This window comes from Stagnihabitans lacustris (assembly GCF_025950525.1).
Taxonomy (GTDB): Bacteria; Pseudomonadota; Alphaproteobacteria; order Rhodobacterales; family Rhodobacteraceae; genus Stagnihabitans.
In genome coordinates, this window is the sequence record NZ_JAPDGS010000006.1 from 159,385 (window position 1) to 182,892 (window position 23,508).

Here is a 23,508-nt window from a genome sequence, read left to right on the forward strand (position 1 = left end):
GCCTCTGGCCTGCGGCCAACCGGCTTCAGGTTTGGTTCTGCCTCTGGCCTTCCGCCAACCGGCTTCAGGATGGGTCACGCCTCTGGCCTTCCGCCAACCGGCTTCAGGATTGGCCCTGGATCAGAGGTCGCGCACCATGGTGACGGCCGCGGCAAAGCCGAAGAAGGGGCGCAAGAGGCCGATGCCCTGGGTCTTGGTCTCGGCATAGCCGAGGCGGGCGTAAAGCGCCCGGGCGCGGGTGTTTTCGCGCACCACATCCAGGCGGATGCCGGGATAGCCGCGCAACCGCGCCTCGGCGGCGATGGCGCCCATCAGCGCCCGCCCAAGCCCCTGGCCGCGGTGGCCTTCGGCGACACAGAGCCCGTCCAGCAGGAAGTTGCGGTTGTCGACCTCGGACGACAGCCTGCGCAACAGAGCCCCGCGCCAGGCCCCGCCCCAGGCGCCATGCACCGCCACAAGGTCGGCCTGATCGCCCACCGCAAAGCTGCCCTGCGGCGTGCGAAAGCCTGCAAGGCCCAAGAGGCGGTCGCCCTCCAGGGCCACGATGGCGTGATCGTCACGGATCACCCGGGTCAGATAGGCCAGCGCCTTGGCTTCGGGTCCCATGACGCGGCCAAGCTTGCCGCCAAAGGCCTGCCAATAAAGCGCCGCCGCCTGGGGACGCAGGCCCGGGGGCAGGCCCAGTTGCAGGTGGGCGCTCATCCGTGGGCTTCGATTGCGGCAATGTCCTCGGGCGCATTGGCATTGGCGAAAGAGCCCGCGGGCCAGCGCGCCCGGCCCGCGGCGCTGGCAAAGTCGCGCAGGCGGGGCGTGGCGCCCGAGGCGAGGAAAGCCGCCAGCGGGTCCAGCTGTGCCATGGTCCAGAGGCCCCAGGTCGGGTGCTGGTCGATGCTCTCGGCCAGGGCGCCGGTGTGCCCTTCGGCGGCAAGGCAAAGACGCGGCACCAGGTCGCCGGGAAAGATCGGCCCGTCGCAAGGCGCGCTGACCAGGGCCGTGGCGCCCTGCGCCTGCGCCCAGATCAGGCCCGACAGGATGCCCGACAGCGGGCCCATCGGCGTCTGGTCGGGCAGGACGGGCAGGCCGGTCCAGCCAAACCGCCCCGCATCGCCATTGGCGGAAATCGCCAGATCGGAGACCTGGGGCGACAGCCGTTCGATCACATGGGCGATCATCGGGCGGCCCTGAAGGGGCACAAGCGCCTTGTCGCGGCCCATCCTGCGGCTTTCTCCACCGGCCAGGATCAGCCCCAGGATGCGCATGTCAGGACCCCAGTTGCGCCCAGGTCTGGCGTTCGACGCCCGTGCCGGTGGCCACCGGGATCTTGCGCACCACGCCGGTATCCTCGGCATGGATGACCTCGGTCACGCCGGGCACCTTGGCGAAATCCCGCGCCAGCGCCTTGGGGAACATGGTCGAGCCCACGGCCTGCATCCCCGGCAGATCGCTCAGGATGCCGGCGATGGAATTGGCGCAAAAGGCCTTGCCGACCGAACCTTCCTGGATCGCGGCGGCGATGGCGGCATCGGCCACCTCGACCGGGACCACGACGGTTTGCATGACGGCGCGGAATTTCTCGCCGCTTTGATAGTTCAGATAAGAGGCCAGGACCGTGTCGGACATGCCGTAATGCAGGTCTTCGCGTTCGGGCGCCCAGGGGGCGTTCAGCTCCCATGAGCCCGCAGGGTCAAAGAGCACGCGCTCTGACCCCGAGATCAGAAGGCCGGAATGAACCCCCTCGCCCGAGCGGTTGTTGACCGATGTGATCAGCGTGATTGTGGCGGGCGGCGGCGCGCTATACCGCACGGCCGCGATTTCGGCATCAGAGGCCCATTTGTGATCTGCCGTGCAGGCAGAGGTCACGGCCAGGGCGGCCAAAAGCATCAGGCGGCGCAACATTCGGAACCTGTCTGTGAAAGGGTCAGGCGTTGGCAAGCGCCATGACGATCAGCGTCAGGGCCGCAAGCGCAAAGCCCCAGATGACCATCTTGATGAAGCCCAGGAAGGTCTTCTCTTGTGCGCGGATGTCCATCTTGCCGGGAATATGTTCGCCCATGATGCGGTCCTTTCGTGTCTTGTGGCGTGGCGCCGTTTGATTGGCTCTAGCCGATTCAGGCTGGCCTGTCACGGGGGGGATTGCGCTTTGGCTGCAGCTTCACAGGGCCGTTACAGAGTTGGGGCCGCCACAGGACGGGGACGGCGGTTGGATCACAGGGCCTGCCACAGAAAGGCGCCCTGGGGTCCGGGATGACGGGCCGCGCGGCCTAGGGCTTGCAGGTGGTTCAGATGGGCCAGGGTCTCGGCCAGGGCCAAGCCGAATTCGCCGGGGCCGATCTCGCGGCGAAACAGCGCGGGAAAGCACTCGACGGCGCGGCGCGGGGTGGCCAGCAGGGCTTGCAAGCGGTCAAGGCCCTGGGCGTGTTCGGCCTGCAGTTCGGCGATGCGGGGGCCAAGGCCGCGAAAGGGGCGCTGATGGCCGGGCAGGATCATCTGGCCCCGGTCCAGGGGCGCCATGGTCGCAAGACTGGTCAGGTATTCGCCCAAGGGGTCGGCCTCGGGCTCTGTCGGGTAAACCCCGATGTTGGGCGAGATGCGGGGCAGCACCTGATCGCCCATCAGGACCACATCGTCGGACCACAACGTCAGGTGATCGGGCGCATGGCCTTGCCCCAGGCGGACGCGCCAGTGACGGCCCGCGGCTTGCAGCGTGTCGCCTTCGGACAGGCGGGTGAAACCCGGGGGCAGGGGGGCCATCGTGTCGGAGGCGCGAAAGGCCCGGGCGCGGCGGTCGTCGATCTGGGGGGCGGTCAGGCCCGCGCGGGTCAGGAAAATCGCGGCCTCGGGCGGGAAGGGATCGGGGTCCAGCGTCAGCATCCGGGCATAAAGCCAGGCGGTGCGTGAGGTCATCAGCTCCGCCCCCCGCGCCTGAAACCAGCCCGCAAGGCCCATGTGGTCGGGGTGGTGATGGGTGACGATGACACGGGTGACAGGCCGCGACCCCAGCGCCTCGGTCCAGAAGGCGCGCAGGTCAGGGCTGTCGATGCCGGTGTCGACCAGGGTCAGGCCCGTGTCGTCCTCCAGCAGATAGGCGTTCACATGGTTCAGCGCCCAAGGCAGGGGAAGCCGCAGCCAGCTTATGCCGGGGGCGACTTGGACGGGATGGGGGCCCTCGGGCGGGTCAAACGGATAGGTCAGCATGGGGTCATGCTGGCATGGGCGGTCAGCCGGGGAAAGGGTCCAAATCGGCTGATCCCATGGCGGCCTCGGCCATCCAGGCGCCGGCGCGGGGGAGAAGCCGGGTGACGGTGAACTGGGCAAGGCCCTGACGGGACGGGTCCTGGGCTGCGGCCTGAAGGTGGTAATAGGCCCCCAGCACCTGCGCATAGGCCCGCAGATAGGCCGTGGCCGCCCCCGCCCGGTCCAGCGCCGATTGCGCCAGCAGGTGATGGGTGGCCTGGGTCAAGGCCGCCAGCCAAGGGTCAAGGACCTGATGGCGCCCCGTCATCTCGGCAATCAGCGCCAGCGCCTCGGCGCCGTCATCCATCATCTTGCGCCCCACAAGGTCTAGCGCCTGGATGCCATTGGTCCCCTCATAGATCGAGGTCACACGGATGTCGCGGGCCAGTTGCGCCGCCCCCGTGTCCTCGATGAAGCCCGCGCCGCCATGAACCTGGATGCCCAGTTGCGCCACATGGTTGCCGGTTTCCGTGCCGTAAGCCTTGGCGATGGGGGTCAGGAAGGCCGCCCTTGAGGGGCTTTCGCCCAACCGCGCCCGGTCGATCGCCACGGCACAAGACAGCGCAATGGCGCGGGCCGAGAAGGTCTCGGCGCGCATCTCGGCCAACATGCGGCGCACATCGGGGTGGCCGATGATCGTGGCGTCACCATAAGAGGTGCGCCCCTGCACCCGGGTCGCGGCCCAGTCCATCGCCATCTGACAGGCGGCTTCGGCCACCGAGACGCCCTGCATCCCCACCCCAAGCCGGGCGTTGTTCATCATGGTGAACATGGCCGCCATGCCTTTGTTGGGCGCGCCGACCATGCAGCCCCGGGCGCCCTGGAACTCCATCACCCCGGTGGGCGAGCCATGCAGGCCCAACTTATGCTCCAACCGCGCGACCCGCAGGCTGTTGGCCGCGCCGAGGGTTCCATCCGCGTTGGGAATGACCTTCGGCACCATGAACAACGAGATGCCGCGGGTCCCCTCGGGCGCGTCGGGCAAGCGGGCCAGGACCAGATGGCAGGTGTTGGCGGCGAAATCGGTATCAGCCCAGGTGATATAGATCTTCTCGCCGGTGATGGCATGCGTGCCATCTTCCAGCGGCTCGGCCCTGGTGCGCAGGGCGCCGACATCCGATCCCGCCTGAGGCTCTGTCAGGTTCATCGTGGCGGTCCAGTCGCCGGCAATCAGGCGGGGGATATACAGCGCCTTTATCGCCGGAGAGGCGTGATGCTCCAAAGCCTCGATTTGTCCTTGGGTCATCAGCGGGTTCAACTGCAGGGCCAGACAGGCCGAGCCCATCAGCTCATTGACCACCGTGGCCAGCGTCATCGGCAGGCCCATCCCGCCATGTTCCGGGTCGGCCGCGATGCCGATCCAGCCGCCCTCGGAAATCGCCCGGAACCCCGCGCCAAAACCCGGCGAGGTGACAACCCGGCCATGATCCAACCGCGCCGGATGCAGGTCGCCCGCGCGGTTCAAGGGCGCCAACACCTCTTCCGACAGGCGCGCGGCCTCGGTCAGGACCTGGGTCACGGTCTCGGGCGTGGCCTCGGCAAAGCGGTCACGGGCGAGGGCGTCAAACCCCAAGAGCTGCATCAGCAGGCGGTGATCACCCAAAGGAGCCCGATATCCCATGCTTCCAATCCTTCTCGCGGCGCGGTAATCCCATCAGGCACCCAAGGCCCGCAATCGGCAAGAAAGACGCTGCGTCAGATGGAGAAGACCCTTATCCTGCGCCCGGACGCCGCCGGGATCACCGAGGCTGCGGCGCTCTTGCGGGCGGGCAGGCTGGTGGCCTTTCCGACCGAGACGGTCTACGGCCTTGGCGCGGATGCGACCAATGACCTGGCCGTGGCGGGGATCTTTGCCGCCAAGGGACGGCCGCGCTTCAACCCGCTGATCGCGCATGTGTCCTCGATGGAGATGGCGCGGGGCATCGCCCATTTCGACGCCCGCGCCGAGGCGCTGGCAGAGGCCTTCTGGCCCGGCCCCCTGACGCTGGTCCTGCCAAGCTTGGGGGCGGTCTCCGATCTGGTGACGGCAGACCTGCCGACTGTGGCGCTGCGCTTTCCCGCCCATCCGACCGCCCGGGCGCTGATTGCCGCCGTGGGCAGGCCCCTGGCTGCGCCCTCGGCCAATCCCTCGGGCAAGGTCTCTCCGACCCGGGCCGATCATGTGCTGGCGGGGCTCTCGGGGCGGATCGCGGCGGTGATCGACGATGGGGCAAGCGCGGTGGGGGTGGAAAGCACGATCCTGGGGCTGTTCGACCAGATCACCCTGTTGCGCCCCGGTGGGCTGAGTGTCGAGGCGATCGAAGCCCTGGTGGGCCCGCTTGCCCTGGCTCAGGCCTCCAGCCTGCCCAATGCGCCCGGCCAACTGGAAAGCCACTATGCGCCGGATGCGCCAATCACGCTGAACGCCGTGACCCCGGGTCCGGTCCACATCGGCTTCGGCCCTGGCCCCGCCACGCTGAATCTCTCGCCCCGTGGCGATCTGACCGAAGCCGCAGCCAACCTCTTTCACAGCCTGCGCGAGGCCGACCGCTTGGCGGCAGGCCGCCCGATCACCGTGGCCCCCATCCCCGAAACCGGCCTTGGCCGCGCGATCAACGACCGCCTGCGCCGTGCCGCAGCCCCCCGGCCCGGAACGCCGGAATAGCCCCCCGGCAGCCTCCAAGGCCCATCTCCGCGCCACCGCTGGCCAAAGTCTCCGGCGGCCTCTTTCCATTCATCTTTTCATAAATATCCCACGGGAGGGTCCGGGAGGGTGTGAAACCCTCCCGGGGCTTGCCACAAGACATCGGGGAGGGTGTGAAACCCTCCCGGGGCTTGCCACCTGCGCCACGCCATGTCGCTTTCGACCTGTTCCCCCACCCCTCTTCGCCCTAAAACAGCCGAAAACCTGCGACCCCGAACCCGCAAACGGAGCGAAAATGGCCTATTTCCTTGGCGTCGATACCGGTGGCACCTATACCGATGCCGTGATCTTGGACGAAGAAGCCTCCAAGGTGCTTGGCAAGGCCAAGTCGCTGACCACGCGGCACGATCTGGCCCTTGGCATCGGCAAGGCGGTCGATGCGGCGCTGACGGCGGCCCATATCGCGCCCACGCAGATCTCCATGGTCTCGCTCTCGACCACCTTGGCCACCAATGCCCTGGTCGAGGGGCAAGGCGGCCGTGTGGCGCTGCTGTTCATCGGGTTCGACGAAGACGACCTGACGCGCTCGGGCCTGACCGAGGCGCTGAAGGGCGACCCGGTCTTGCGCCTGGCGGGCGGCCATTCCCATGCCGGCACCGAACTGGCCCCCCTGGACATGGCGGCGCTGGAAACCCAGGTGGCGGCCCTGGGCCCCGAGGTCATGGGCTTTGCCGTCGCCGCCCGTTTCGCCACCCGCAACCCCGCGCATGAAATTGCCGCCCGCGACCTGATCCGCCGCGTCACTTCCCGCCCCGTCACCTGCTCGCACGAGCTGTCCGCCAAGCTGAACGGGCCGAAGCGCGCCCTGACCGCGGTCTTGAACGCCAGGCTGATCGGGATGATCGACCGCCTGGTCTCGGCCTGCGAGCGTCATATTGCCGCCGTCGGCATCACCGCCCCCCTGATGGTCGTGCGCGGTGATGGCGCCTTGATCTCGGCCGCCCAAGTCCGCGAACGCCCGATCGAGACGATCCTTTCGGGCCCCGCCGCCTCGATCGTCGGCGCGCGGTGGCTGACGGGGGCACAGGATGCGCTGGTGTCGGATATCGGCGGCACGACGACCGATGTGGCGCTGTTGAAGGGCGGATTGCCCGAGATCGACCCCGAAGGCGCCCGCGTCGGCGGCTTTCGCACCATGGTCGAGGCGGTGGCGATGCGCACCACCGGCCTTGGCGGCGATTCCGAGGTGCATCTTGTGACCGAAGGCCTGCAAGGCGCCCTGCGTCTGGGGCCGCGCCGCTTGATCCCGGTGTCCTTGCTTGCCACCACCGAAGGCCCGATGGTCCATGCCGCCCTTGACCGCTGGCTGTCGACCGAAACGGCGGGCGAATTCGACGGCCGCTTCGTGATCCCGATGTCGTCGAACACGGCAGGCCTGTCGCCGCGCGAGGCGGCGGTTCTGGCGCGCATCACCGCCCCCATGCCGCAGGCGCAGGCCCTGTCCTCGCGCCTGGAGGCTGCGGCGATGGAGCGTCTGGTGGCGCGCGGCCTTGTGATGCTGTCGGGCGTGACGCCGTCCGACGCCTCCCATGTGCTGGGGCGGCTGGAGGCCTGGGATGGCACGGCCGCGGAAAAGGCGCTGAGGCTGCTGGCGCGGCGGCGGGTGGGCTCGGGCGACCGGATCGCGGTGGATGGGCCGACCCTGGCGCAATCCGTGATCGACCAACTGACCGCGCAGACCGTCGATTGCCTGCTGGAGGCGGCCTTTGGCGAAGACGGCCTGCCCGAATCCGCCGTGACCCATCCGCTGGCCCGGGCGGCGCTGCGGGGTCACAAGGGCGTGCTGGACCTGCGGCTGTCGCTTTCGGTGCCGGTGATCGGGCTTGGCGCCTCGGCCCCCAGCTATTACGGCGCGGTGGGCGATGTCCTGGGCTGCCCCATGATCCTGCCCGAACATGCCGGCGTGGCCAATGCCATCGGCGCGGTGGTGGGGCAGGTCAGCCAAAAGGCGCAAGGCATCGTGACCTCGCCCGGAGAGGGGCGGTTCATCGCCCATCTGCCCGAGGGCCTGCAGACCTTCCAGACCCGCGACGCGGCCTTGGATGCGCTGGAGACCGCTTTGCGCGCCGAGGCCGCCACCCGCGCCCGTGCCGCCGGGGCCGAGGACCTGCGGGTCACAGCCGCCCGCGACATCCGCGAAGCCCTGGTCGAGGGCCATCCGATGTTCATCGAGGCCACGGTGACAGTGACCGCCTCGGGCCGCCCCCGCGTGGCGCATGGGTAAGGGCGGGCTTGCCGCGTGGAAGGCCAGGCCGCAGCAACTGCAGCCGACCGGCAAGGACCGGTGGCGTCAAAGGGTCTGCGGGCCGCTGTGTCTGCGGCGCAAAGTGGGCAATCGTCCCAAAGGCCCTGTCGACTGCGGGGCAGGGCTTGCGGTTCCCGCGCGGTCTTGGCCCCAGGGCGCCGCAATCTCTTACAGGGATTTGCGTTTCCCCCCTTGACGCTGCCCGGGGGGGCCACTAATCAGCGCCGCAGTGGCTAGGTAGCTCAGTTGGTTAGAGCATGCGACTCATAATCGCAGGGTCGGGGGTTCGAGTCCCCCCCTCGCCACCACCGAATTCCGCAAATCGCCTGCAAACCGCTCTCCCTTCGGGATTGAGCGGCTTGCGGGTTTTTTGCCCTGGGGTCAGCGCGGCAATGTCACCCTGACCTCCAGCCCGTCCGGCCTGCCCTCGGGCGGCGAGAGAAAGCGCAGGTCTGCGCCCGAGCGTTCGGCGATGGTCGATACGATGGCCAGGCCAAGGCCCATGCCCTGGCTGTCCTCGCCCTTCTCGAAGCGCTGACCCAACCGGGCCAGGGTCTTGACGTCCAGCACCGGGCCCGCGTTCACCACCCGCAGGACGCCATCCGCCGATAGCGCGACATCGACCGGCACGCCCGCGGCCCCGTGGCGAAGCGCATTCTCGATCAGGTTGCGCGCCAAAATCCCCAGCGCGTCGGGCAGCGTCACGGAGAGGACCGGCGCGTCGGGCAGGGCAAGCCGCACTTCGCCCCCCGCCCGCGTCGCATCCTGAACCACGATCCGCAGCGCGGTCCGCATGTCCGAGGCCTCGCCCGTGATCCGCCCCCCTTCGGCGCGGGCCAATTGCATCAGCTTTTCCGAGGTCCGCATCAGGCGTTTCAAGGTCGCCTCGATCTCGTCCACCCGGGGCGCCGCTCCGGGCAGTTCCGCCCGCAGACGCTGCAGCTGGGCGATGGCGCCGGCCACCGGGGTGCGCAGTTCATGCGCGGCATGAGAGGCAAAGGCGCGCTCGGCCTGAAAGCCCGCATCCAGCCGGGTGAACAGGCCGTTCAACGCCTGGGTGATGGGCTGCAGCTCTGCCGCGCCAGCCGGCGCAAGGGGCGACAGGTCCTGCACCCCACGCAGGCCGACCGCCGCCCGCAGATCGCGCAGGGGGCGCAGGCCGCGCCGCACGGCCCAGGCGATGCCCAAAAGGCTAAGCGGCAAAAGCACCGCCAGGGGCAGGACCAGCCGCAGCATCAAGGCTTGCACCAGCGCCGCCCGCCCCGTCAAAGGCGCCGCCACGGTGATCGTCAGCCCCGCCCCGCTGGCCGTATAAAGCCGATGCGTCTCGGTGTCGGAAAACCCTTTGGGCGGCGCGGGCGGCAGGACCGCCGTCCCCTTGGAGGCCAGAACAACCCCGCCGCTGTCCGTGACGCGGTAGATGGTGCGGCCGCGCAGGTCCCCCCGGGTGTCATCGTCGTGGTCGTCGTCATGGTCGCGCCTTTCGACCTCGCCTTCTTCGACCTCGCGGTCTTTGCGCCAAGGTTTGGCCCCCTGTGCGGCCAGCGGCAGGATGCGTTCGGCCGTGGCGCGCAGGTCGTCATCAAACAGGGTCCGGACCTCGCGGCTAAGGCGGTCGGCCGTCAGCCCCGCAGCCGCCAGCCAGAACAGCGTCGCCCCCAGCCCCACGATCAGCATCAACCGCCCCTGAATGGACCGCATCACGGTCTCCCCAGCCGGTAGCCCAGGCCCCATTCGGTCTTGATCACCCAGGCGCCCAGCTTTTTGCGCAGGCGCGACACATGGACCTCGATCGCATTGCTGTCGACGCCCTCGCCAAAGGTGTAAAGCCTCTCTTCCAGCTGCGCCTTGGACAGGACCTGGCCGGGGCGGGCCAGAAAGGCTTCGAACAGCACCCATTCCCGCGCGGTCAGGGGGACGGGGCGGCCCGCCAGGTGGATCGTGCGGGCGGCGATGTCGATGTCCAGCGCGCCCAGCGTCACCAGCGGGTTCGGATTGCCCGCATAGCGGCGCGCAACCGAGCCGATGCGGGCCGAAAGCTCTGACAGGTCAAAGGGTTTGACCAGATAGTCGTCGGCGCCGGCGTTCAGCCCCTCGATCCGGTCGCTGACCTGATCCAGCGCGGTCAGGATGATGACGGGCGTGACCTCTCCGCGTCCGCGCAGCGTCCGCAGAAAGGGCAGGCCACGGCCATCGGGCAACATCAGGTCCAACAGGACAAGGTCAAACGCGGTGGTGTGCAGCGCAGCCCCCGCCATGTCCAGCCGCGTGACCCAATCGACCGAATGGCCATCGGCGGCGATCTGGTCGCGCACCGCGGCGCCCAGCACCGTGTCGTCTTCGATCAAGAGGATGCGCATGGGGGTCTCCTTTGTGCTGTCTTACTGCGCGGCAAAGCTGACGGAAAGCTGAAGCAGGTTTGTGGGCGCCGTCAGGAACCCGTCAGAAGCCGGGCCCATATCGGGGTCATCGCAAGTGATGGAGCAGATGATGAAACCGAAAACCAAAGCGCTGTTGGCCGCCCTGACCGTCCTGTCGCTGACCCAGGCGGGCTTTGCGCAAGTCTCGACCGTGCCGCCCCTGGCGCCCAAGGTCGAAAGCCCCGCCGTGCAGGTGGAGTATGAGGAAGAGGAAGAGGGCTGGTTCGGCCTCTTTGGCCATGACAAGGGAGACCATGGCGGCAAACATGGGGGCCACCGCCGCGGGGGGCATGACGACGACGGCGATGATGAGCGCGGCGATGACGGCGATGATGACGGCGACGATGATCGGGGTGAGGGCGAGCGCGGCGAGGATAATGACCGCGGCGCCGCAGCTGCGCCCTGCGCTCAGGACGCCCAAGGCGCCTGCAAGCCGCCGGCCAATGGGCTGTTCCAAAACGGCACCGCACCCAAGGCCCAGACGAACTGACCACCCAAGGCGCAGACCAGCATAACGCCCAAGGCGCAATCAACCGACGGCCCAAGGGCCCGGACGCGCTTCGGGCCACCCTGTGAAAGGACCAAGATGAAGACCCTGACCGCGATCCTCACCGCCTCGACCGCTTTGGCCGCCTTCCCGGCCATGGCGCGCGACGTCACCCTGACCACGACGCTGAACGCCTATGGCGGCGATGGAGCCTATCTGGCCTATTACGTCACCGATGCCAGCGGCGCCTATGCGGGCAGTCTGTGGATGGCGGGGGGGCGCACCAAGTATTACCGGCATCTGTCGGGCTGGTCCCAGGCCTCGGGCGGGGATACGTCCGAGGTCGCGGGCATCACCGGCGCCTCGGTTGGCGCGGGGCAGACGCTGACCCTGACGCTGGACCTGGCCGACAGCCTGTTTGACGCGGGCTATGTGCTGCATGTCGATGCCGCCGTCGAACATATGCGCGACAGTGCCAACGAGGTCGAAGTGCCCCTGACCTCGGCCGGACAAAGCGTGTCGGGCGGGACCTATATCCAGACCCTGTCTTACGGCCAATAAGATGACCCGCCCCCTGCATCGCCTGACCGGCCTGATCCTGGGCCTGTTCCTGACCGTGACCGCGCTGTCGGGCGCCGCCCTGGCTGTATTCCCCGCGTTTGAGGCCTGGACCGCCCCCGCCTTGCCCGCCACGGCCTTTGAACTGGTGGCCAGCGTGACCAAGGCCCTGCCAGGGGTCCAGGAGATCGCGGTGTCGGCCTCGGGTCAGGTGACGGCCTATACGGCAGAGGGCGGCGTGGTGGTCGATGCGATGACGGGGCAGGCCTTGGCCAAGGTCGCGCCGCAACCTTGGCTGATCTGGCTGGAAAACCTGCACCGGGCGCTGTTTTTGGGCGACACAGGGCGGATCGCGGTCGCGGTCTTGGCGGCGGCCATGCTGGGGATGTGCGTGACCGGGGCGCTGTTGCTGGCGCGGCGGGCGGGGGGCTGGCGGGGGATGCTGGCGGGTCAAAAGGGCGCGGGGTGGGGGCGTATCCATGCCGAGGTCGCGCGGCTGGCGGCGCTGGGCCTGATCCTGTCCTCGCTTTCGGGGCTGTGGATGACGGCTGCGACCTTTGACCTGTTGCCGGCCGCGGCGGGGGCGGACTATCCCGCTGCGGTCTCGGGGCGGACGGGGGCCGTGTTGCCCTTGGACTTTCCGGCCAAGGACCTGCGCGGCCTGACCTTGCCGGGCGCCGACGAGCCCGTGACGCTGACCACGGTGGACGGCGAATTCATGATCGACCAGGGCACCGGCGCGGTCCTGACCCAGGCCGCCCCGACCTGGGCCGACCGCATCACCGCCTGGGCCGAGCTGTTGCACACCGGGCGCGGGGCGGCCCTGTTGGGCGTGATCCTGGGCCTGGCCGCCCTGACGACGCCCTTTCTGGCGCTGTCGGGCGTCTTGATGCGGGGCCTCACTCGCCGCCGCAGCTTTGGCCCGGCAGATCAGGCCGAGACGGTGATCCTTGTGGGCTCTGAGGGCGGTGCGACCTGGGGCTTTGCCGAAACCCTGGCCCGCACGCTAAAGGGTCCGGTTCACCTTGCCGCGCTGCAGGATTTCGCGCCCGAGGCCTGGCCCCGCGCCCAACGGCTGTTGATCCTGACCGCGACCTATGGCGACGGCGAGGCGCCTGCCTCGGCCAAGGGCTTCCTGGATCGCCTGGCCAAAGCGAAACCCACCATGCCGCTTGCCGTCCTGGGCTTTGGCGACCGGTCCTTTCCGCGCTTTTGCGCCTATGCCGTCGAGGTCGCCCGCGTGGCCCGCGCCGGGGGCTGGCCTGAATTGACCCCCCTTGCCACCATCGACCGCCAAAGCGGCCAGGACTTCGCCCACTGGGGCAGCGCGCTGGGCGCGGCCTTGGGCCAGGACCTGAGCCTGACACATCACCCCGACTTGCCCGCGACGCAAAGCCTGACCCTGACCACGCGGCGCGACTATGGCCAGGCGCTGCAGATGCCGGCCGCCATCCTGCGCTTTGCCCTGCCAAACCGCAGCCTTTGGGCGCGACTGACGGGGAAGGGCGGCTTTCAACCGGGCGACCTTCTGGGCGTGATCCCTCAGGGCGCGACCCTGCCGCGGTTCTATTCGCTGGGCTCGGGCGCGCGGGACGGCTTTGCCGAGATCTGCATCCGCAAGCATGAGGGCGGGCTTTGCTCGGGCCAATTGCATGCGCTGCGTCCCGGTGATCAGGTTCGGGCCTTCATCCGCCCCAATCCCGCCTTCCATGCCGGCCGCCGCCCGTTGATCCTGATTGGCGCGGGCACCGGGATCGGGCCTCTGGCGGGTATTATCCGCCATGCGCGCCGCCCGGTGCATCTGTTCTTTGGGATGCGCCACCGGGACCACGACTTTTACCACCAAGAGGACCTGACCGAATGGCAGGCGCAGGGGCGGCTGACCGGTCTGACGCTGGCCTTCTCCCGCGGGGATCGCCCGCATTACGTGCAGGACGCCTTGCGCGATCAGGCCGTCACCCTGCGTGAGGCCATGGCCAAGGGCGCCCGCATCATGGTCTGCGGCGGGCGCGAGATGGGGCAGGGGGTGCGTGCCGCCCTGACCGAGATCCTGGCGCCTCTGGGTCTTACGCCCGACCAATTGGCCAAGGAGGGCCGCTATGCCGAAGACATCTATTAAGCTGAACGGCCCGACGATGGGCGCGCGTTGGCAGGCGCAGACGCATCAGGATTGCGACCCCGCCCCCCTGCAAGCGGCGGTGGACGCGGTCGAGGCGCAGATGTCGCTTTGGCGGCCCGACAGCGATCTTTGCCGGGTGAACGCCGCCGCTTGTGGCGCCTGGACCGACCTGCCCGAGGCGCTGACCGAGGTGCTAAGCGCCGCCTTGCAGATCGGTCGCGCCTCGGGTGGGGCGTTCGACATCGGGCTGGGCGATGCCTGGGCCGCCTGGGGCTTTGGCCCCGCGCCGGCGTCAGAACCGGCGATCCTTGCCGCCCGCCGCCCGCGCCTTCCGGTCCATGAGCTTTTGGAGCTGGACGCCCCCAACCGCCGGCTTTGCAAGCACGGCCCCGTGACCCTGGACCTGAACGGCATCGCCAAGGGTTACGGCGTCGACCGCCTGACCCGGGCCGCCCGGGCGCAGGGCGTCACCGAGGGCCTGTTCGCCATCGACGGAGAGTTGCGCGCCCTGGGTGGCCCCTTTCCCGTCGCGGTCGAGGCGCCGATTGTGGGCCACCGCGCCGCCCATTCCATGCTGGCGCTGCAGGATGCGGCGGTGGCGACATCGGGCACCTATCGGCATTTCGTCACCGTGCAGGGGCGGAGGTTGTCGCATCTGATCGACCCCGCCACCGGGATGCCCCTGACCGATCCGCCCGATCAGGTCACGGTCCTGGCCCAGGACTGCATGACCGCCGATGCCTGGGCCAAGGTCTTCATGGTGCTGCCGCCCGCCCGCGCCCTGACGCTGGCCGCGGTGCAAGGTGTCTCGGTGCTGGTGCTTGGTCCCCATCCCTTCGCCACCGGGGTCTTCGCCTGACGTTTGCCGCTTTCCCCCGGGCGCAATCCCTGCCTATAAAGACCGCGGCCCATGTGGAACGACTTGTCGGAGGAACCTATGTCCAGCAAACTTGACCAACTTCGCCAGATGACCGTCGTGGTCGCCGATACCGGCGATATCGACGCCGTGCGCCGCCTTGGCCCGCAAGACTGCACGACCAACCCGTCTTTGGTGCTGAAAGCCGTCCAAAGCCCCGCCATGGCCGAGACCCTGGCCGAAACCGTCGCCCGCCTGAAGGGCGTGGCAAGCCCGGTCGATGCGATCATCCTGGACCTGACCATCGGTCTTGGCACGCAACTGGCCGGGATCGTCCCGGGCCGCGTGTCCACCGAAGTCGATGCGCGGCTTTCGTTCGACAAGACGGCGTCCATCGCCAAAGCCCATCAGCTGATCGAGGCCTATGCCAAGGCTGGCGTGTCCAAGGACCGCATCCTGATCAAGCTGGCCTCGACCTGGGAGGGCATCCAGGCCGCCCGCGAGCTGGAGCGTGAAGGCATCCAGTGCAACCTGACGCTGCTGTTTTCGATGGCTCAGGCCAAGGCCTGCGCCGATGCGGGCGCCTTCCTGATCTCTCCTTTTGTCGGCCGCATCACGGACTGGTTCAGCAAATCCACCGGCCAGACCTATACGCCGGAAACCGATCCGGGCGTGTTGTCGGTGCGCCGCATCTATGACCATTACAAGTCGCATGGCATCGCCACGGTCGTCATGGGCGCCTCCTTCCGCAACCCGGGTCAGATCGAGGCCCTGGCGGGCTGCGACCGGCTGACGATTTCCCCCGACCTGATTGCCAAGCTGGCAGAGGATATGGGCGATTTGCCGCGCAAGCTGGTGGCGGGCGCCGCGGGGGCACCGGCTGCTGTGACCACCGAAGAGGCCTTCCGCTGGGAGCATAACGAGGACGCCATGGCCACCGAAAAGCTGGCCGAGGGCATCCGCAACTTCAATCTTGACGCGATCAAGCTGGAGAAGATGATCGCAGAGAAGCTTGCCTGAATCAGGAGGCCCCGGCTCAAACCCGGGGCGCCTTATCGCGGATGAAACGCAACGCCAGGAGGTTTTCATGGCCAAGGGTCTGAACAAGCGCAAAGACGTCAAGAAACCCAAGAAAGAGGTCGCGGCCAAGGCTGCGGTCTCGGCGGTCAAGCTGACCTCCAAACCCAAAGAGTGAACCTGACCCCGGGCCTTTGCGCCCGGGGCGTTTGTTTGGGATCGCCATGGACCACAGTTGGCGCCAGGACCCCGCCGTTCCGGCCTTCGACGACACCGTGCCCGTCGCGTTGATGGACGCCGAATGTGCCATCTGTTCCTGGGGCGCGCGGATGATCCACCGGCTTGACCGATCCGGCCGCGTGCGGATCTGTCCGATCCAAAGCCCCTTGGGCCGGGCTTTGCTGGCGCATCACGGGTTTGAACCGCGCGACCCCTCGTCCTGGCTTTACCTGGATCAGGGTCGCGCCCATTCCGATTTCGATGCGGTCATTCATGCGGGCGAAAGCTTTGGCGGCTGGGGGCGGCTTTGCGCGGTCCTGCGGTTGATCCCGAAACGGCCGCGCGATTGGCTTTACCTGCAGCTGGCGCGGAACCGTTATCGGATATTTGGCCGGGGCGACCTGTGCGGCCTGCCTGACCCCGGGCTTCAGGCGCGCATCCTGCGGCCCCCGGCGTAGGGCGGGTTTCAACCCGCCGTCCCCGGCGGCGCTTCGCTTCAGCCGCGTAGCCCGGGGTATACCCCGGCCTTCAGTCCTTCACCGTCTCCATCGCCACATAGGTCGATGTGCCCGCCACATGCGGCAGGGCCGAGATCCGCTCTCCCAGCACCCGGCGATAGGCCTGAATGTCTGCGGTCCGCACCTTCAGCAGATAATCAAACCGGCTGGCGATCATGTGACATTCCTCGACCTCTGGCACGGCCTGAACGGCCCGGTTAAAGGCCTGCAACGCCGCCTCGCGGGTGTCCGACAGCCGCACTTCGACAAAGGCCACATGGGCCTGACCCATCGCCACCCTGTCCAGCCGCGCGCCATAGCCGCGGATGACGCCCTGGGCCTCCAGCCGCTTGATCCGCGCCTGCACCGGGCTTTTCGACAGGCCCACCTTTGCCCCGATGTCCTGCGCCGAAAGCCGCCCCTCGCCCTCCAGCACGGCGAGGATCGCCAGATCAAAGCTGTCCAGGTCGTTTGTCATGTCTGAACCCCTTATTTCCGGCCAAATGGCCTGCGAAACTCCCGATCCCGGGAAAATTGCCTGACATTCCCCTGATATACTGGCGCAAATCATAGGGGAAGCATCATGGACCATATTCTGACCCACGCCAGCCTGGAAGATGAAGCCTCCCTGACCGCCGCGAACCTGACCGCCGCCGCCCTGACGCCCGCCGACCGCGCCGCCATCACCGCCACGGGGGCCGATCTGGTGGCCCGTATCCGCGCCAGCGCCAAGCCCGGTCTGATGGAGGTCTTCCTCGCCGAATATGGCCTCTCGACCGATGAGGGTATCGCGCTGATGTGCCTGGCCGAGGCGCTTTTGCGTGTCCCTGACGCCCCCACGATGGACGCCTTGATCGAGGACAAGATCGCCCCGGCCGATTGGGGCCGCCATCTGGGGCGGTCCTCCTCCAGCCTGGTGAACGCCTCGACCTGGGCCCTGATGCTGACCGGCAAGGTGCTGGAGGACCGCGAGCCGGGTATCGTCTCCCACTTGCGGGGCGCCATGAAGCGGCTGGGCGAACCCGTGATCCGCACCGCCGTCTCCCGCGCCATGAAGGAAATGGGCCGCGCTTTCGTGCTGGGCGAGACGATCCAGGCGGCGATGGACCGGGCGCGAGACCTGGAGTCCAAGGGCTATACCTATTCCTATGACATGCTGGGCGAGGCTGCCCGCACCGAAGCCGACGCCCACCGCTATCACCTGTCCTATTCCGCCGCGATCACTGCCATCGCCCGTGCCGCGACCCATGGCGATATCCGCACCAATCCGGGGATTTCGGTGAAACTCTCGGCGCTGCATCCGCGCTATGAAGTCGCCCGCCGCGCTCAGGTGATGGAGGAACTGGTGCCGCGCCTGGCCTCGCTGGCGGGTCTGGCCAAGGCTGCAGGCATTGGGCTGAACATCGACGCCGAAGAGGCCGACCGCCTGACGCTGTCTTTGGAGGTCATCGAACAGGTCCTGTCCGACCCCTCCCTGAAGGGCTGGGAGGGCTTTGGCGTCGTCGTCCAGGCCTATGGGCGGCGTGCGGGCGCGGTGATCGACTGGCTTTATGCGACCGCCGAACGCCTTGACCGCAAGATCATGGTCCGCCTGGTCAAGGGCGCCTATTGGGATGCCGAGATCAAGCGGGCCCAAGTCATGGGCCTGACCTCTTTCCCGGTCTATACGCGCAAAGAGGCCACCGATGCCTCCTATATGGCGAACGCCCGCAAGCTGCTGTCGATGACCGACCGCATCTATCCGCAATTCGCCACCCACAACGCCCATACGGTCGCGGCCGTGTTGCATATGGGCCGCGACCTGCCGAACGGCGCCTACGAATTCCAGCGCCTGCATGGCATGGGCGAACGCCTGCATGACCTGGTGCTGGAAGGCCACGGCACGCGCTGCCGCATCTATGCGCCGGTGGGGGCGCACCGCGACCTTCTGGCCTATCTGGTGCGCCGGCTGTTGGAAAACGGGGCGAATTCCTCTTTCGTCAACCAGATCGTCAATGCCGAGATTCCGCCTGCGAAAGTCGCCGCCTGCCCGCTGACTGCGCTGGAGACCCCGCGCCCGCAGCCCGTGCCCTCGGGGCCGGACCTCTTTGGGGCGCGGCGGAATTCGATGGGGTTTGACCTGACCGATGCGGGCGACCTTGAACGGATCGAGGCCGCGCGGGGCCCCTTCCGCGCGATGATCTTCGAGGCGGGACCACGGATTGCCGGGGCGGTTGTGGGGGATCGGCGGTTGGGCGTGGCCAATCCGGCGGATGGGTCACTGACGGGGCATGTGGTGACAGCGGCGCTGGCCGATGCGGAAACCGCCCTTGCCGCCGCCCGTCCTTGGGATGCCGCGAACCGCGCTGAGGTCCTCAACCGCGCCGCCGACCTTTACGAGGCCAATTTCGGGGCGATCTTTGCGCTTTTGGCGCGTGAGGCGGGCAAGACCCTGGGCGACGCCGTGGCCGAACTGCGCGAGGCGGTGGATTTCCTGCGCTATTACGCCGGGGGCACCAAGGGCGCACCGCGGGGGGTATTTGCCTGCATCAGCCCCTGGAACTTCCCCTTGGCGATTTTCACGGGGCAGGTGGCTGCGGCTTTGGCCACCGGGAACGCGGTCCTGGCCAAGCCTGCCGAGCAGACGCCCTTGATTGCGGCCCTGGCGGTGGATTTGCTGCATCAGGCCGGGGTGCCCCTGACCGCGCTGCAGCTGCTGCCTGGGGATGGGACGGTGGGCGCGGCCCTGACGCGGGACCCACGGGTGGACGGCGTGGCCTTTACCGGATCAACCGAGACGGCCCTTCTGATCCGCCGGTCGATGGCCGAACACCTCGCCCCGGGCGCGCCCCTGATCGCCGAGACGGGCGGCCTGAACGCCATGCTGGTCGATTCGACGGCCCTGCCCGAACAGGCCGTGCGCGACATCATCGCGGCCAGCTTCCAATCGGCCGGGCAACGCTGTTCGGCGCTGCGCTGCCTTTATGTCCAGGAGGACATCGCCCCCCATGTCCTGACCATGCTGAAGGGCGCGATGGAGTGTCTGTCGCTGGGCCAGCCCTGGGATCTTGCGACCGACATAGGCCCGGTGATCGACGCCGAGGCGCGTGCGGGGATCGAGGCCCATATCGCGCTGGCGCGGGCCGAGGGGCGGGTTCTGTTCGAGATGAAGGCTCCGGGCACAGGGACCTTTGTGGCGCCCACGGTGATCAAGGTCCCGGGGATTGCGGCGATGACGCGTGAGATCTTTGGCCCGGTGCTACATGTGGCGACCTTCCGTGCGGGTGAAATCCCTGCAGTGATCGCGGCGGTGAACAAGACCGGTTACGGGCTGACCTTTGGCCTGCACTCCCGGATTGATGACCGGGTGCAAGAGGTCGTGGCGGGGGTTCATGCCGGCAACATCTATGTGAACCGCAACCAGATCGGGGCGGTCGTGGGCAGCCAACCCTTTGGCGGAGAGGGGCTTTCGGGCACCGGCCCCAAGGCGGGCGGGCCGCATTACCTGGGCCGGTTCGTGAAGGGGGCTCTGCCGACTGCAGCGATGGCACCTGATGCGGCGGCCGTGGCCCTGCCGACTGAACCTGAGGCGCGGGTGACGGCGGCCCTTTTGGCCGCACCGGGGTCAGGCCTGGTCGAGGTGCTGGACCTGCCCGGCCCCACGGGCGAGTCCAACCGGCTGTCGGTCCTGACGCGGGCGCCCTTGCTGTGCCTGGGGCCGGATGTGGCGGCCCAAGTGGCTGCGGTGCAGGCCTTGGGCGGCGTGGCGGTGGCGGCGCAGGGCCTGACGCCCGAGGCGCTGACGCGGCTTGGCGGCTTTTCGGGCGCGCTGTGGGGCGGGGATGAGGCTACGGGCCGCACCTATGCCCGCGCGCTAGCCCAGCGGCAGGGTCCGATCCTGCCCCTGATCACCGGCGCCCCGGACCGCGCCCATGTGATGCAAGAGCGCCACGTGTGCATCGACACCACGGCCTCTGGCGGGAATGCGCAATTGCTGGCCGAGGTGGGGCAGGACTGAGGCATCAGCCCCGCCGTTGGCTGCAGGCTCCGGCCGTCAGCGAAAGGGCCCGTCCAAAACCCACCCCCGAAGCCCACCTCCGAAACCCACCCCCGAAGCCCACCTTTGTCCGTCTACCAATGCGGCGGGCGGACATTGGCGGCCGGGGTCTCCTGGCCCAGGGCCTCGCGCTCGGCCTCGCGTTCCACAAGCAGGCGGACCAGCCGGTTCAGCCGGTCGATCTCCTTGCCCTGACCCGTGACCATGTCCGAGAGATCCTCCACCCCCCGCATGAGATGCGCCACGCGCTCTTCAAGGGCCTGCACGCGTTCCATCATCCATCCGTTCCTTTCACAGAAGCCTGGCAACGCCATTCCGGTTATACCAAGGCCCGCCACGACGCCAGACACGGGTCTATCGGTTTCCAAAAGTGCAATCTTGCCCGTTTGGGCAGGGGGCAGGGGAGGGGGGCAGGAGGAGAGCGTGGGTAGGAGGACAGGGGTTCAGGGTGCGTGCGATTTGTTTCGCAACTGGTTCCACACACAAGTGGCCTGAGCCCCGCTGTTGCCCCGCTATCGGGAGACCGGGCCAAAGACTCGGGCGAAAACGCTCTCTCAGACGTGCCCTCACTCAGACTCGGCCCCCACTCAGACGGGCCCCCACTCAGACGTGCCCTCACTCAGACTCGGCCCCCACTCAGACTGGCCCCCACTCAGACGTGCCCCCACTCAGACGGGCCCTCACCCAGACTCGGCCCAACCAACACCTGCCCTCAATTCGACTTGCGGGTCGGCAGGAAGGGCAGGGGCGCCACCGGGACGCCCTCTTCCAGCAGGGCCATCGCCTCTTCGGGCCGCGCCTCGCCATAGATCGACCTTTCGGGCGCGTCGCCCAGGTGCATCGCCCGCGCCTCGGCCACGAAGTTCATGCCGACATAGTCGGAATTGGCCTCGACATGGGTTTTCAGCGCGGCAATTGCTGCCGCACGTTCGGCCTCGGCTGCGGCCGCCTTCGAGACCTCGTCCGCGGCCCGTGCCAGACCCGAAGCCACCTGCGGCGCCATCAGCGCCTTGTCCACCGTGCAAGACCCACATTCGGGGCAGGCGACATGGCCAGCCGTCCGCAGCCCGTCAAAGGCTTCGGCCGATTTGAACCAGCTTTCGAAAGCATGGCCCGCCTGACATTTCAGCGCGTAACGGATCATCTGCGCCCCTTGTTTCTGCCTTTGGTGTCGGCCCATGGCCTGCGCCGCGCCCAGTCTTGCAGATAGGCTTTACCCAAACGTTTCCAAGCCCGAAAGCCCCCCAAACTTCCAAACCCGGCCTAGCCCTTGGCCTTGCGGTGGCGGGCGGGGGGGGCCACCAGGCCGGGGTCTTGGGCCAGGGCCAGGAACAGATCGGACAGGCCGGTTTCGGCGACCAGGCCTGCGGCCTCTTCGGCATCGAACCATTTGCGCCGCCGCTCTTTGCGTTCGGGCCAGCGCGATTTGACCTCGCGCAAGCGCAGCGGATAGACCGTCACACAGCAAGACCGCACCGAGCGATCCCGCAAGACCTTGTCATAGACGAAACGCCCCAAAGGATCGGCCGAGACCTTGCCAAGCGCCCCGGCCTCTTCCCAGGCCTCGCGGGCGGCGGCCTCTTCGGGGGCGATGCCCTCCATCGGCCAGCCCTTTGGGATCACCCAGCGCCCGGTTTCGCGCGATGTCACCATCATCACCTCGACCCGGCCCTTTTTCAGCCGCCAGCACAGCGCGGCCATCTGGCCAAGCGCCGATGGCGAAACCGGACCCAGAACGGGTCCCGTGTCGGTAAAGTTGTCCCCGGACCCGTCGGGGCGCGGGGGGGAAATGGAAATCGACATCGGCTGCTCGATCGCACGGGTTACAGGGGCGCTCTTGTGTCGGGCGCATCATCTGAGTTTGGCACGTTGTCGCGGTCATGCAAGTCTGCTTGCGTCACTTTCGGGCGATGAGGGACAAAAGCGCCGCGATCAGGGCCGTACCGTCGCCGCTTTGGGCAAGGCAGGCGGCGGCGGCCTGGGCCATGCGGTCCTGGGTGGCGCCGTCCAGGGCCGTCAGTGCCGCGGGCGACCAAGGCAGAGCCGCGCCCTTGGCCTGCAGCGTGGCATAGGCGGCCTGAAAGTTCGCCACATGCGGCCCGTGCAGGATGGCCGCGCCGTGGCGGGCGGGCTCCCACGGGGTATGGCCGCGCTTGTCGACCAACGAGCCTCCGACAAAACAGGCGCCGGCCATGGCATACCAAAGGTCCATCTCGCCCATCGTATCGGCCAGAAAGACCCGGGGGCCGGTTGTTTGGGGCGCGCTGCTTTGGGCAACGGCGGGCATCTCGCCGCGAGAGCGTCGGCCAAAGGTCAGGCCGCGGGCGGCGATCAGCTTTGCCACCGCGTCGCCGCGCCTTGGGTGGCGGGGGGCCAGGATCAGCAGGTCGAAGGGCGGGGCGAGGGCATCCAGGATCAGCGCCTCTTCGCCGGCATGGGTCGAGGCCGCCAGCAGCACCCGCGCCCTTTGCCCCCGCGGCGCCCAGGTGGGTTGGGGCAGGCGGGCCGTCGCCGCGGCCTTCAGGTCAAAGACCGGACCCGGGGCCAAGCCAAGCGCCGCCAGCCTTTCGGCGGTCTGTGAATCCTGAGCCGACACCAGCGCCGCGCCTTGCAGAAAGCCCAGGCCCGCGCGGCCCCAGAACCGCGCCGAACGCTCGGACATCCGCGCGCCGATCAGCGCAAAGGGCAGGCCGCGGGCGCGCAGCATGGTGAAACGGTGAGGCCAGAATTCGGCCTCCAGGTTGATCAGGGCGCAGGGCGGCTGGCGCAGAAACCGCCGCAACGCCAGGCCAAGGTCCAGCGGCGCCAGGCTGACACGCACGCCGGGCAGGCCCCAGCCCGCCACCATGTCGCGCCCCGTCACGGTCGAGGCGGTGACAAGGACGGGGCCTTGGGCGGCCAGGGCCTCGATCACCCAGCGCGCCGAGGCAAGTTCGCCGTTGGAGGCGCCATGGACCCAAATGGCCCCCGCAGCCGGGGAGCCGCCCAGGCGCTGGTTCAGGTCCCGCAACGTCTCGCGCCGCAAAAGCCGCCACAGAGCCAGGCCCAGCATCAGCCGGGGCAGCAGCCAGAACAGAAGGCGGAAGGGCAGGGTCATGGCGATGGCTTAGCGCGGGATCGGGCCAAGGGGAAGATGA

22 protein-coding genes and 1 tRNA gene are annotated in these 23,508 nt (G+C 68.3%); 10 read left to right on the forward strand and 13 right to left on the reverse strand.

Annotated features, from left to right (window positions below):
• Window positions 1-120: 120 nt before the first annotated feature.
• The 6 genes from NX862_RS14905 to NX862_RS14930 all read right to left on the reverse strand — a co-directional run bounded on the left by NX862_RS14905 (window position 121) and on the right by NX862_RS14930 (window position 4,855).
• Window positions 121-702 carry a GNAT family N-acetyltransferase gene (locus tag NX862_RS14905; protein WP_264494720.1) on the reverse strand — a complete coding sequence of 194 codons (582 nt, stop codon included), beginning with the start codon at window positions 700-702 and terminating at the stop codon, window positions 121-123.
• Window positions 699-1,259, reverse strand: coding sequence for a molybdenum cofactor guanylyltransferase MobA (gene mobA, locus NX862_RS14910; RefSeq protein ID WP_264494721.1), 561 nt, complete (start codon window positions 1,257-1,259; stop codon window positions 699-701). Before mobA ends, NX862_RS14905 begins: the two co-directional genes overlap by 4 nt.
• A 1-nt stretch (window position 1,260) precedes the next feature.
• Entirely contained in the window at window positions 1,261-1,896 is a 636-nt protein-coding gene (locus NX862_RS14915) for a hypothetical protein (RefSeq protein ID WP_264494722.1), read from the reverse strand.
• A 22-nt stretch (window positions 1,897-1,918) separates the two neighbouring features.
• The gene (locus NX862_RS14920; RefSeq protein ID WP_264494723.1) at window positions 1,919-2,053 is read right to left on the reverse strand and encodes an aa3-type cytochrome c oxidase subunit IV; all 135 of its coding nucleotides are present in this window, start codon (window positions 2,051-2,053) and stop codon (window positions 1,919-1,921) included.
• Window positions 2,054-2,205: 152 nt separating this feature from the next.
• Entirely contained in the window at window positions 2,206-3,195 is a 990-nt protein-coding gene (locus NX862_RS14925) for an MBL fold metallo-hydrolase (RefSeq protein ID WP_264494724.1), read from the reverse strand.
• A gap of 22 nt (window positions 3,196-3,217) precedes the next feature.
• Complete coding sequence (locus tag NX862_RS14930) at window positions 3,218-4,855, reverse strand: acyl-CoA dehydrogenase family protein (RefSeq protein WP_264494725.1); 1,638 nt, start codon at window positions 4,853-4,855, stop codon at window positions 3,218-3,220.
• Between the two features lie 78 nt (window positions 4,856-4,933).
• On the opposite strand from NX862_RS14930, the gene NX862_RS14935 reads away from it, so the two are divergent.
• From NX862_RS14935 to NX862_RS14945, 3 genes are all read left to right on the forward strand, one after another.
• Window positions 4,934-5,878: an L-threonylcarbamoyladenylate synthase gene (locus NX862_RS14935; protein WP_264494726.1), complete on the forward strand. Its 945-nt coding sequence runs from the start codon at window positions 4,934-4,936 to the stop codon at window positions 5,876-5,878.
• A gap of 274 nt (window positions 5,879-6,152) precedes the next feature.
• The gene (locus NX862_RS14940; RefSeq protein WP_264494727.1) at window positions 6,153-8,141 is read left to right on the forward strand and encodes a hydantoinase/oxoprolinase N-terminal domain-containing protein; all 1,989 of its coding nucleotides are present in this window, start codon (window positions 6,153-6,155) and stop codon (window positions 8,139-8,141) included.
• Window positions 8,142-8,393: 252 nt separating this feature from the next.
• Window positions 8,394-8,470: transfer RNA gene (locus NX862_RS14945), tRNA-Met, on the forward strand.
• A gap of 73 nt (window positions 8,471-8,543) precedes the next feature.
• Here NX862_RS14945 and NX862_RS14950 read toward each other — a convergent pair.
• Together NX862_RS14950 and NX862_RS14955 are read right to left on the reverse strand one after the other, a co-directional pair.
• A complete protein-coding gene (locus NX862_RS14950) occupies window positions 8,544-9,863 on the reverse strand; it encodes an ATP-binding protein (RefSeq protein WP_264494728.1) in 1,320 nt (439 codons plus the stop codon).
• Window positions 9,863-10,522, reverse strand: a complete 660-nt coding sequence (locus NX862_RS14955; RefSeq protein WP_264494729.1) for a response regulator transcription factor — start codon at window positions 10,520-10,522, stop codon at window positions 9,863-9,865. Before NX862_RS14955 ends, NX862_RS14950 begins: the two co-directional genes overlap by 1 nt.
• A gap of 130 nt (window positions 10,523-10,652) precedes the next feature.
• On the opposite strand from NX862_RS14955, the gene NX862_RS14960 reads away from it, so the two are divergent.
• The 6 genes from NX862_RS14960 to NX862_RS14985 all read left to right on the forward strand — a co-directional run bounded on the left by NX862_RS14960 (window position 10,653) and on the right by NX862_RS14985 (window position 16,296).
• The gene (locus NX862_RS14960; RefSeq protein ID WP_264494730.1) at window positions 10,653-11,072 is read left to right on the forward strand and encodes a hypothetical protein; all 420 of its coding nucleotides are present in this window, start codon (window positions 10,653-10,655) and stop codon (window positions 11,070-11,072) included.
• 96 nt (window positions 11,073-11,168) lie between these two features.
• Window positions 11,169-11,630: a DUF2271 domain-containing protein gene (locus NX862_RS14965; RefSeq protein WP_264494731.1), complete on the forward strand. Its 462-nt coding sequence runs from the start codon at window positions 11,169-11,171 to the stop codon at window positions 11,628-11,630.
• A gap of 1 nt (window position 11,631) precedes the next feature.
• Complete coding sequence (locus tag NX862_RS14970; protein WP_264494732.1) at window positions 11,632-13,746, forward strand: PepSY domain-containing protein; 2,115 nt, start codon at window positions 11,632-11,634, stop codon at window positions 13,744-13,746.
• On the forward strand, window positions 13,727-14,605 hold the full coding sequence (locus NX862_RS14975; RefSeq protein WP_264494733.1) for an FAD:protein FMN transferase: 879 nt from the start codon (window positions 13,727-13,729) through the stop codon (window positions 14,603-14,605). Before NX862_RS14970 ends, NX862_RS14975 begins: the two co-directional genes overlap by 20 nt.
• Before the next feature lie 78 nt (window positions 14,606-14,683).
• Complete coding sequence (tal, locus tag NX862_RS14980; protein WP_264494734.1) at window positions 14,684-15,622, forward strand: transaldolase; 939 nt, start codon at window positions 14,684-14,686, stop codon at window positions 15,620-15,622.
• 221 nt (window positions 15,623-15,843) lie between these two features.
• On the forward strand, window positions 15,844-16,296 hold the full coding sequence (locus NX862_RS14985; RefSeq protein ID WP_264494735.1) for a thiol-disulfide oxidoreductase DCC family protein: 453 nt from the start codon (window positions 15,844-15,846) through the stop codon (window positions 16,294-16,296).
• A gap of 70 nt (window positions 16,297-16,366) precedes the next feature.
• Here the strand turns inward: NX862_RS14985 and NX862_RS14990 are convergent, their stop codons facing one another.
• Window positions 16,367-16,813, reverse strand: a complete 447-nt coding sequence (locus NX862_RS14990; RefSeq protein WP_264494736.1) for an Lrp/AsnC family transcriptional regulator — start codon at window positions 16,811-16,813, stop codon at window positions 16,367-16,369.
• Between the two features lie 105 nt (window positions 16,814-16,918).
• Here NX862_RS14990 and putA point away from each other — a divergent pair, with 105 nt between their 5' ends.
• On the forward strand, window positions 16,919-20,332 hold the full coding sequence (gene putA / locus NX862_RS14995) for a bifunctional proline dehydrogenase/L-glutamate gamma-semialdehyde dehydrogenase PutA (RefSeq protein WP_264494737.1): 3,414 nt from the start codon (window positions 16,919-16,921) through the stop codon (window positions 20,330-20,332).
• A 113-nt stretch (window positions 20,333-20,445) separates the two neighbouring features.
• On the opposite strand, the gene NX862_RS15000 is transcribed toward putA, so the two are convergent.
• The 4 genes from NX862_RS15000 to NX862_RS15015 form a co-directional block, all read right to left on the reverse strand.
• A complete protein-coding gene (locus NX862_RS15000; protein ID WP_264494738.1) occupies window positions 20,446-20,649 on the reverse strand; it encodes a SlyX family protein in 204 nt (67 codons plus the stop codon).
• Window positions 20,650-21,083: 434 nt separating this feature from the next.
• Window positions 21,084-21,515, reverse strand: coding sequence for a DUF1178 family protein (locus NX862_RS15005; RefSeq protein ID WP_264494739.1), 432 nt, complete (start codon window positions 21,513-21,515; stop codon window positions 21,084-21,086).
• Between the two features lie 119 nt (window positions 21,516-21,634).
• Window positions 21,635-22,174: an NUDIX hydrolase gene (locus tag NX862_RS15010; RefSeq protein WP_264494740.1), complete on the reverse strand. Its 540-nt coding sequence runs from the start codon at window positions 22,172-22,174 to the stop codon at window positions 21,635-21,637.
• 94 nt (window positions 22,175-22,268) lie between these two features.
• Window positions 22,269-23,468, reverse strand: coding sequence for a 3-deoxy-D-manno-octulosonic acid transferase (locus NX862_RS15015; protein ID WP_264494741.1), 1,200 nt, complete (start codon window positions 23,466-23,468; stop codon window positions 22,269-22,271).
• Window positions 23,469-23,508 lie beyond the last annotated feature (40 nt).

Excerpts from the sequence above, each read along its gene's own strand:
- NX862_RS14985 (WP_264494735.1), top strand. The coding sequence starts at position 15,844 with ATGGACCACAGTTGGCGCCAGGACCCCGCCGTTCCGGCCTTCGACGAC.
- NX862_RS14990 (WP_264494736.1), bottom strand. The coding sequence starts at position 16,813 with ATGACAAACGACCTGGACAGCTTTGATCTGGCGATCCTCGCCGTGCTG.
- NX862_RS14970 (WP_264494732.1), top strand. The coding sequence starts at position 11,632 with ATGACCCGCCCCCTGCATCGCCTGACCGGCCTGATCCTGGGCCTGTTC.
- NX862_RS14955 (WP_264494729.1), bottom strand. The coding sequence starts at position 10,522 with ATGCGCATCCTCTTGATCGAAGACGACACGGTGCTGGGCGCCGCGGTG.
- NX862_RS14975 (WP_264494733.1), top strand. The coding sequence starts at position 13,727 with ATGCCGAAGACATCTATTAAGCTGAACGGCCCGACGATGGGCGCGCGT.
- NX862_RS14920 (WP_264494723.1), bottom strand. The coding sequence starts at position 2,053 with ATGGGCGAACATATTCCCGGCAAGATGGACATCCGCGCACAAGAGAAG.
- NX862_RS14925 (WP_264494724.1), bottom strand. The coding sequence starts at position 3,195 with ATGCTGACCTATCCGTTTGACCCGCCCGAGGGCCCCCATCCCGTCCAA.
- NX862_RS15005 (WP_264494739.1), bottom strand. The coding sequence starts at position 21,515 with ATGATCCGTTACGCGCTGAAATGTCAGGCGGGCCATGCTTTCGAAAGC.
- NX862_RS15010 (WP_264494740.1), bottom strand. The coding sequence starts at position 22,174 with ATGTCGATTTCCATTTCCCCCCCGCGCCCCGACGGGTCCGGGGACAAC.
- NX862_RS15015 (WP_264494741.1), bottom strand. The coding sequence starts at position 23,468 with ATGACCCTGCCCTTCCGCCTTCTGTTCTGGCTGCTGCCCCGGCTGATG.
- tal (WP_264494734.1), top strand. The coding sequence starts at position 14,684 with ATGTCCAGCAAACTTGACCAACTTCGCCAGATGACCGTCGTGGTCGCC.
- NX862_RS14935 (WP_264494726.1), top strand. The coding sequence starts at position 4,934 with ATGGAGAAGACCCTTATCCTGCGCCCGGACGCCGCCGGGATCACCGAG.
- NX862_RS14960 (WP_264494730.1), top strand. The coding sequence starts at position 10,653 with ATGAAACCGAAAACCAAAGCGCTGTTGGCCGCCCTGACCGTCCTGTCG.
- mobA (WP_264494721.1), bottom strand. The coding sequence starts at position 1,259 with ATGCGCATCCTGGGGCTGATCCTGGCCGGTGGAGAAAGCCGCAGGATG.
- NX862_RS14950 (WP_264494728.1), bottom strand. The coding sequence starts at position 9,863 with ATGCGGTCCATTCAGGGGCGGTTGATGCTGATCGTGGGGCTGGGGGCG.
- NX862_RS14905 (WP_264494720.1), bottom strand. The coding sequence starts at position 702 with ATGAGCGCCCACCTGCAACTGGGCCTGCCCCCGGGCCTGCGTCCCCAG.
- NX862_RS14930 (WP_264494725.1), bottom strand. The coding sequence starts at position 4,855 with ATGGGATATCGGGCTCCTTTGGGTGATCACCGCCTGCTGATGCAGCTC.
- NX862_RS14915 (WP_264494722.1), bottom strand. The coding sequence starts at position 1,896 with ATGTTGCGCCGCCTGATGCTTTTGGCCGCCCTGGCCGTGACCTCTGCC.
- NX862_RS14940 (WP_264494727.1), top strand. The coding sequence starts at position 6,153 with ATGGCCTATTTCCTTGGCGTCGATACCGGTGGCACCTATACCGATGCC.
- NX862_RS14965 (WP_264494731.1), top strand. The coding sequence starts at position 11,169 with ATGAAGACCCTGACCGCGATCCTCACCGCCTCGACCGCTTTGGCCGCC.
- putA (WP_264494737.1), top strand. The coding sequence starts at position 16,919 with ATGGACCATATTCTGACCCACGCCAGCCTGGAAGATGAAGCCTCCCTG.
- NX862_RS15000 (WP_264494738.1), bottom strand. The coding sequence starts at position 20,649 with ATGATGGAACGCGTGCAGGCCCTTGAAGAGCGCGTGGCGCATCTCATG.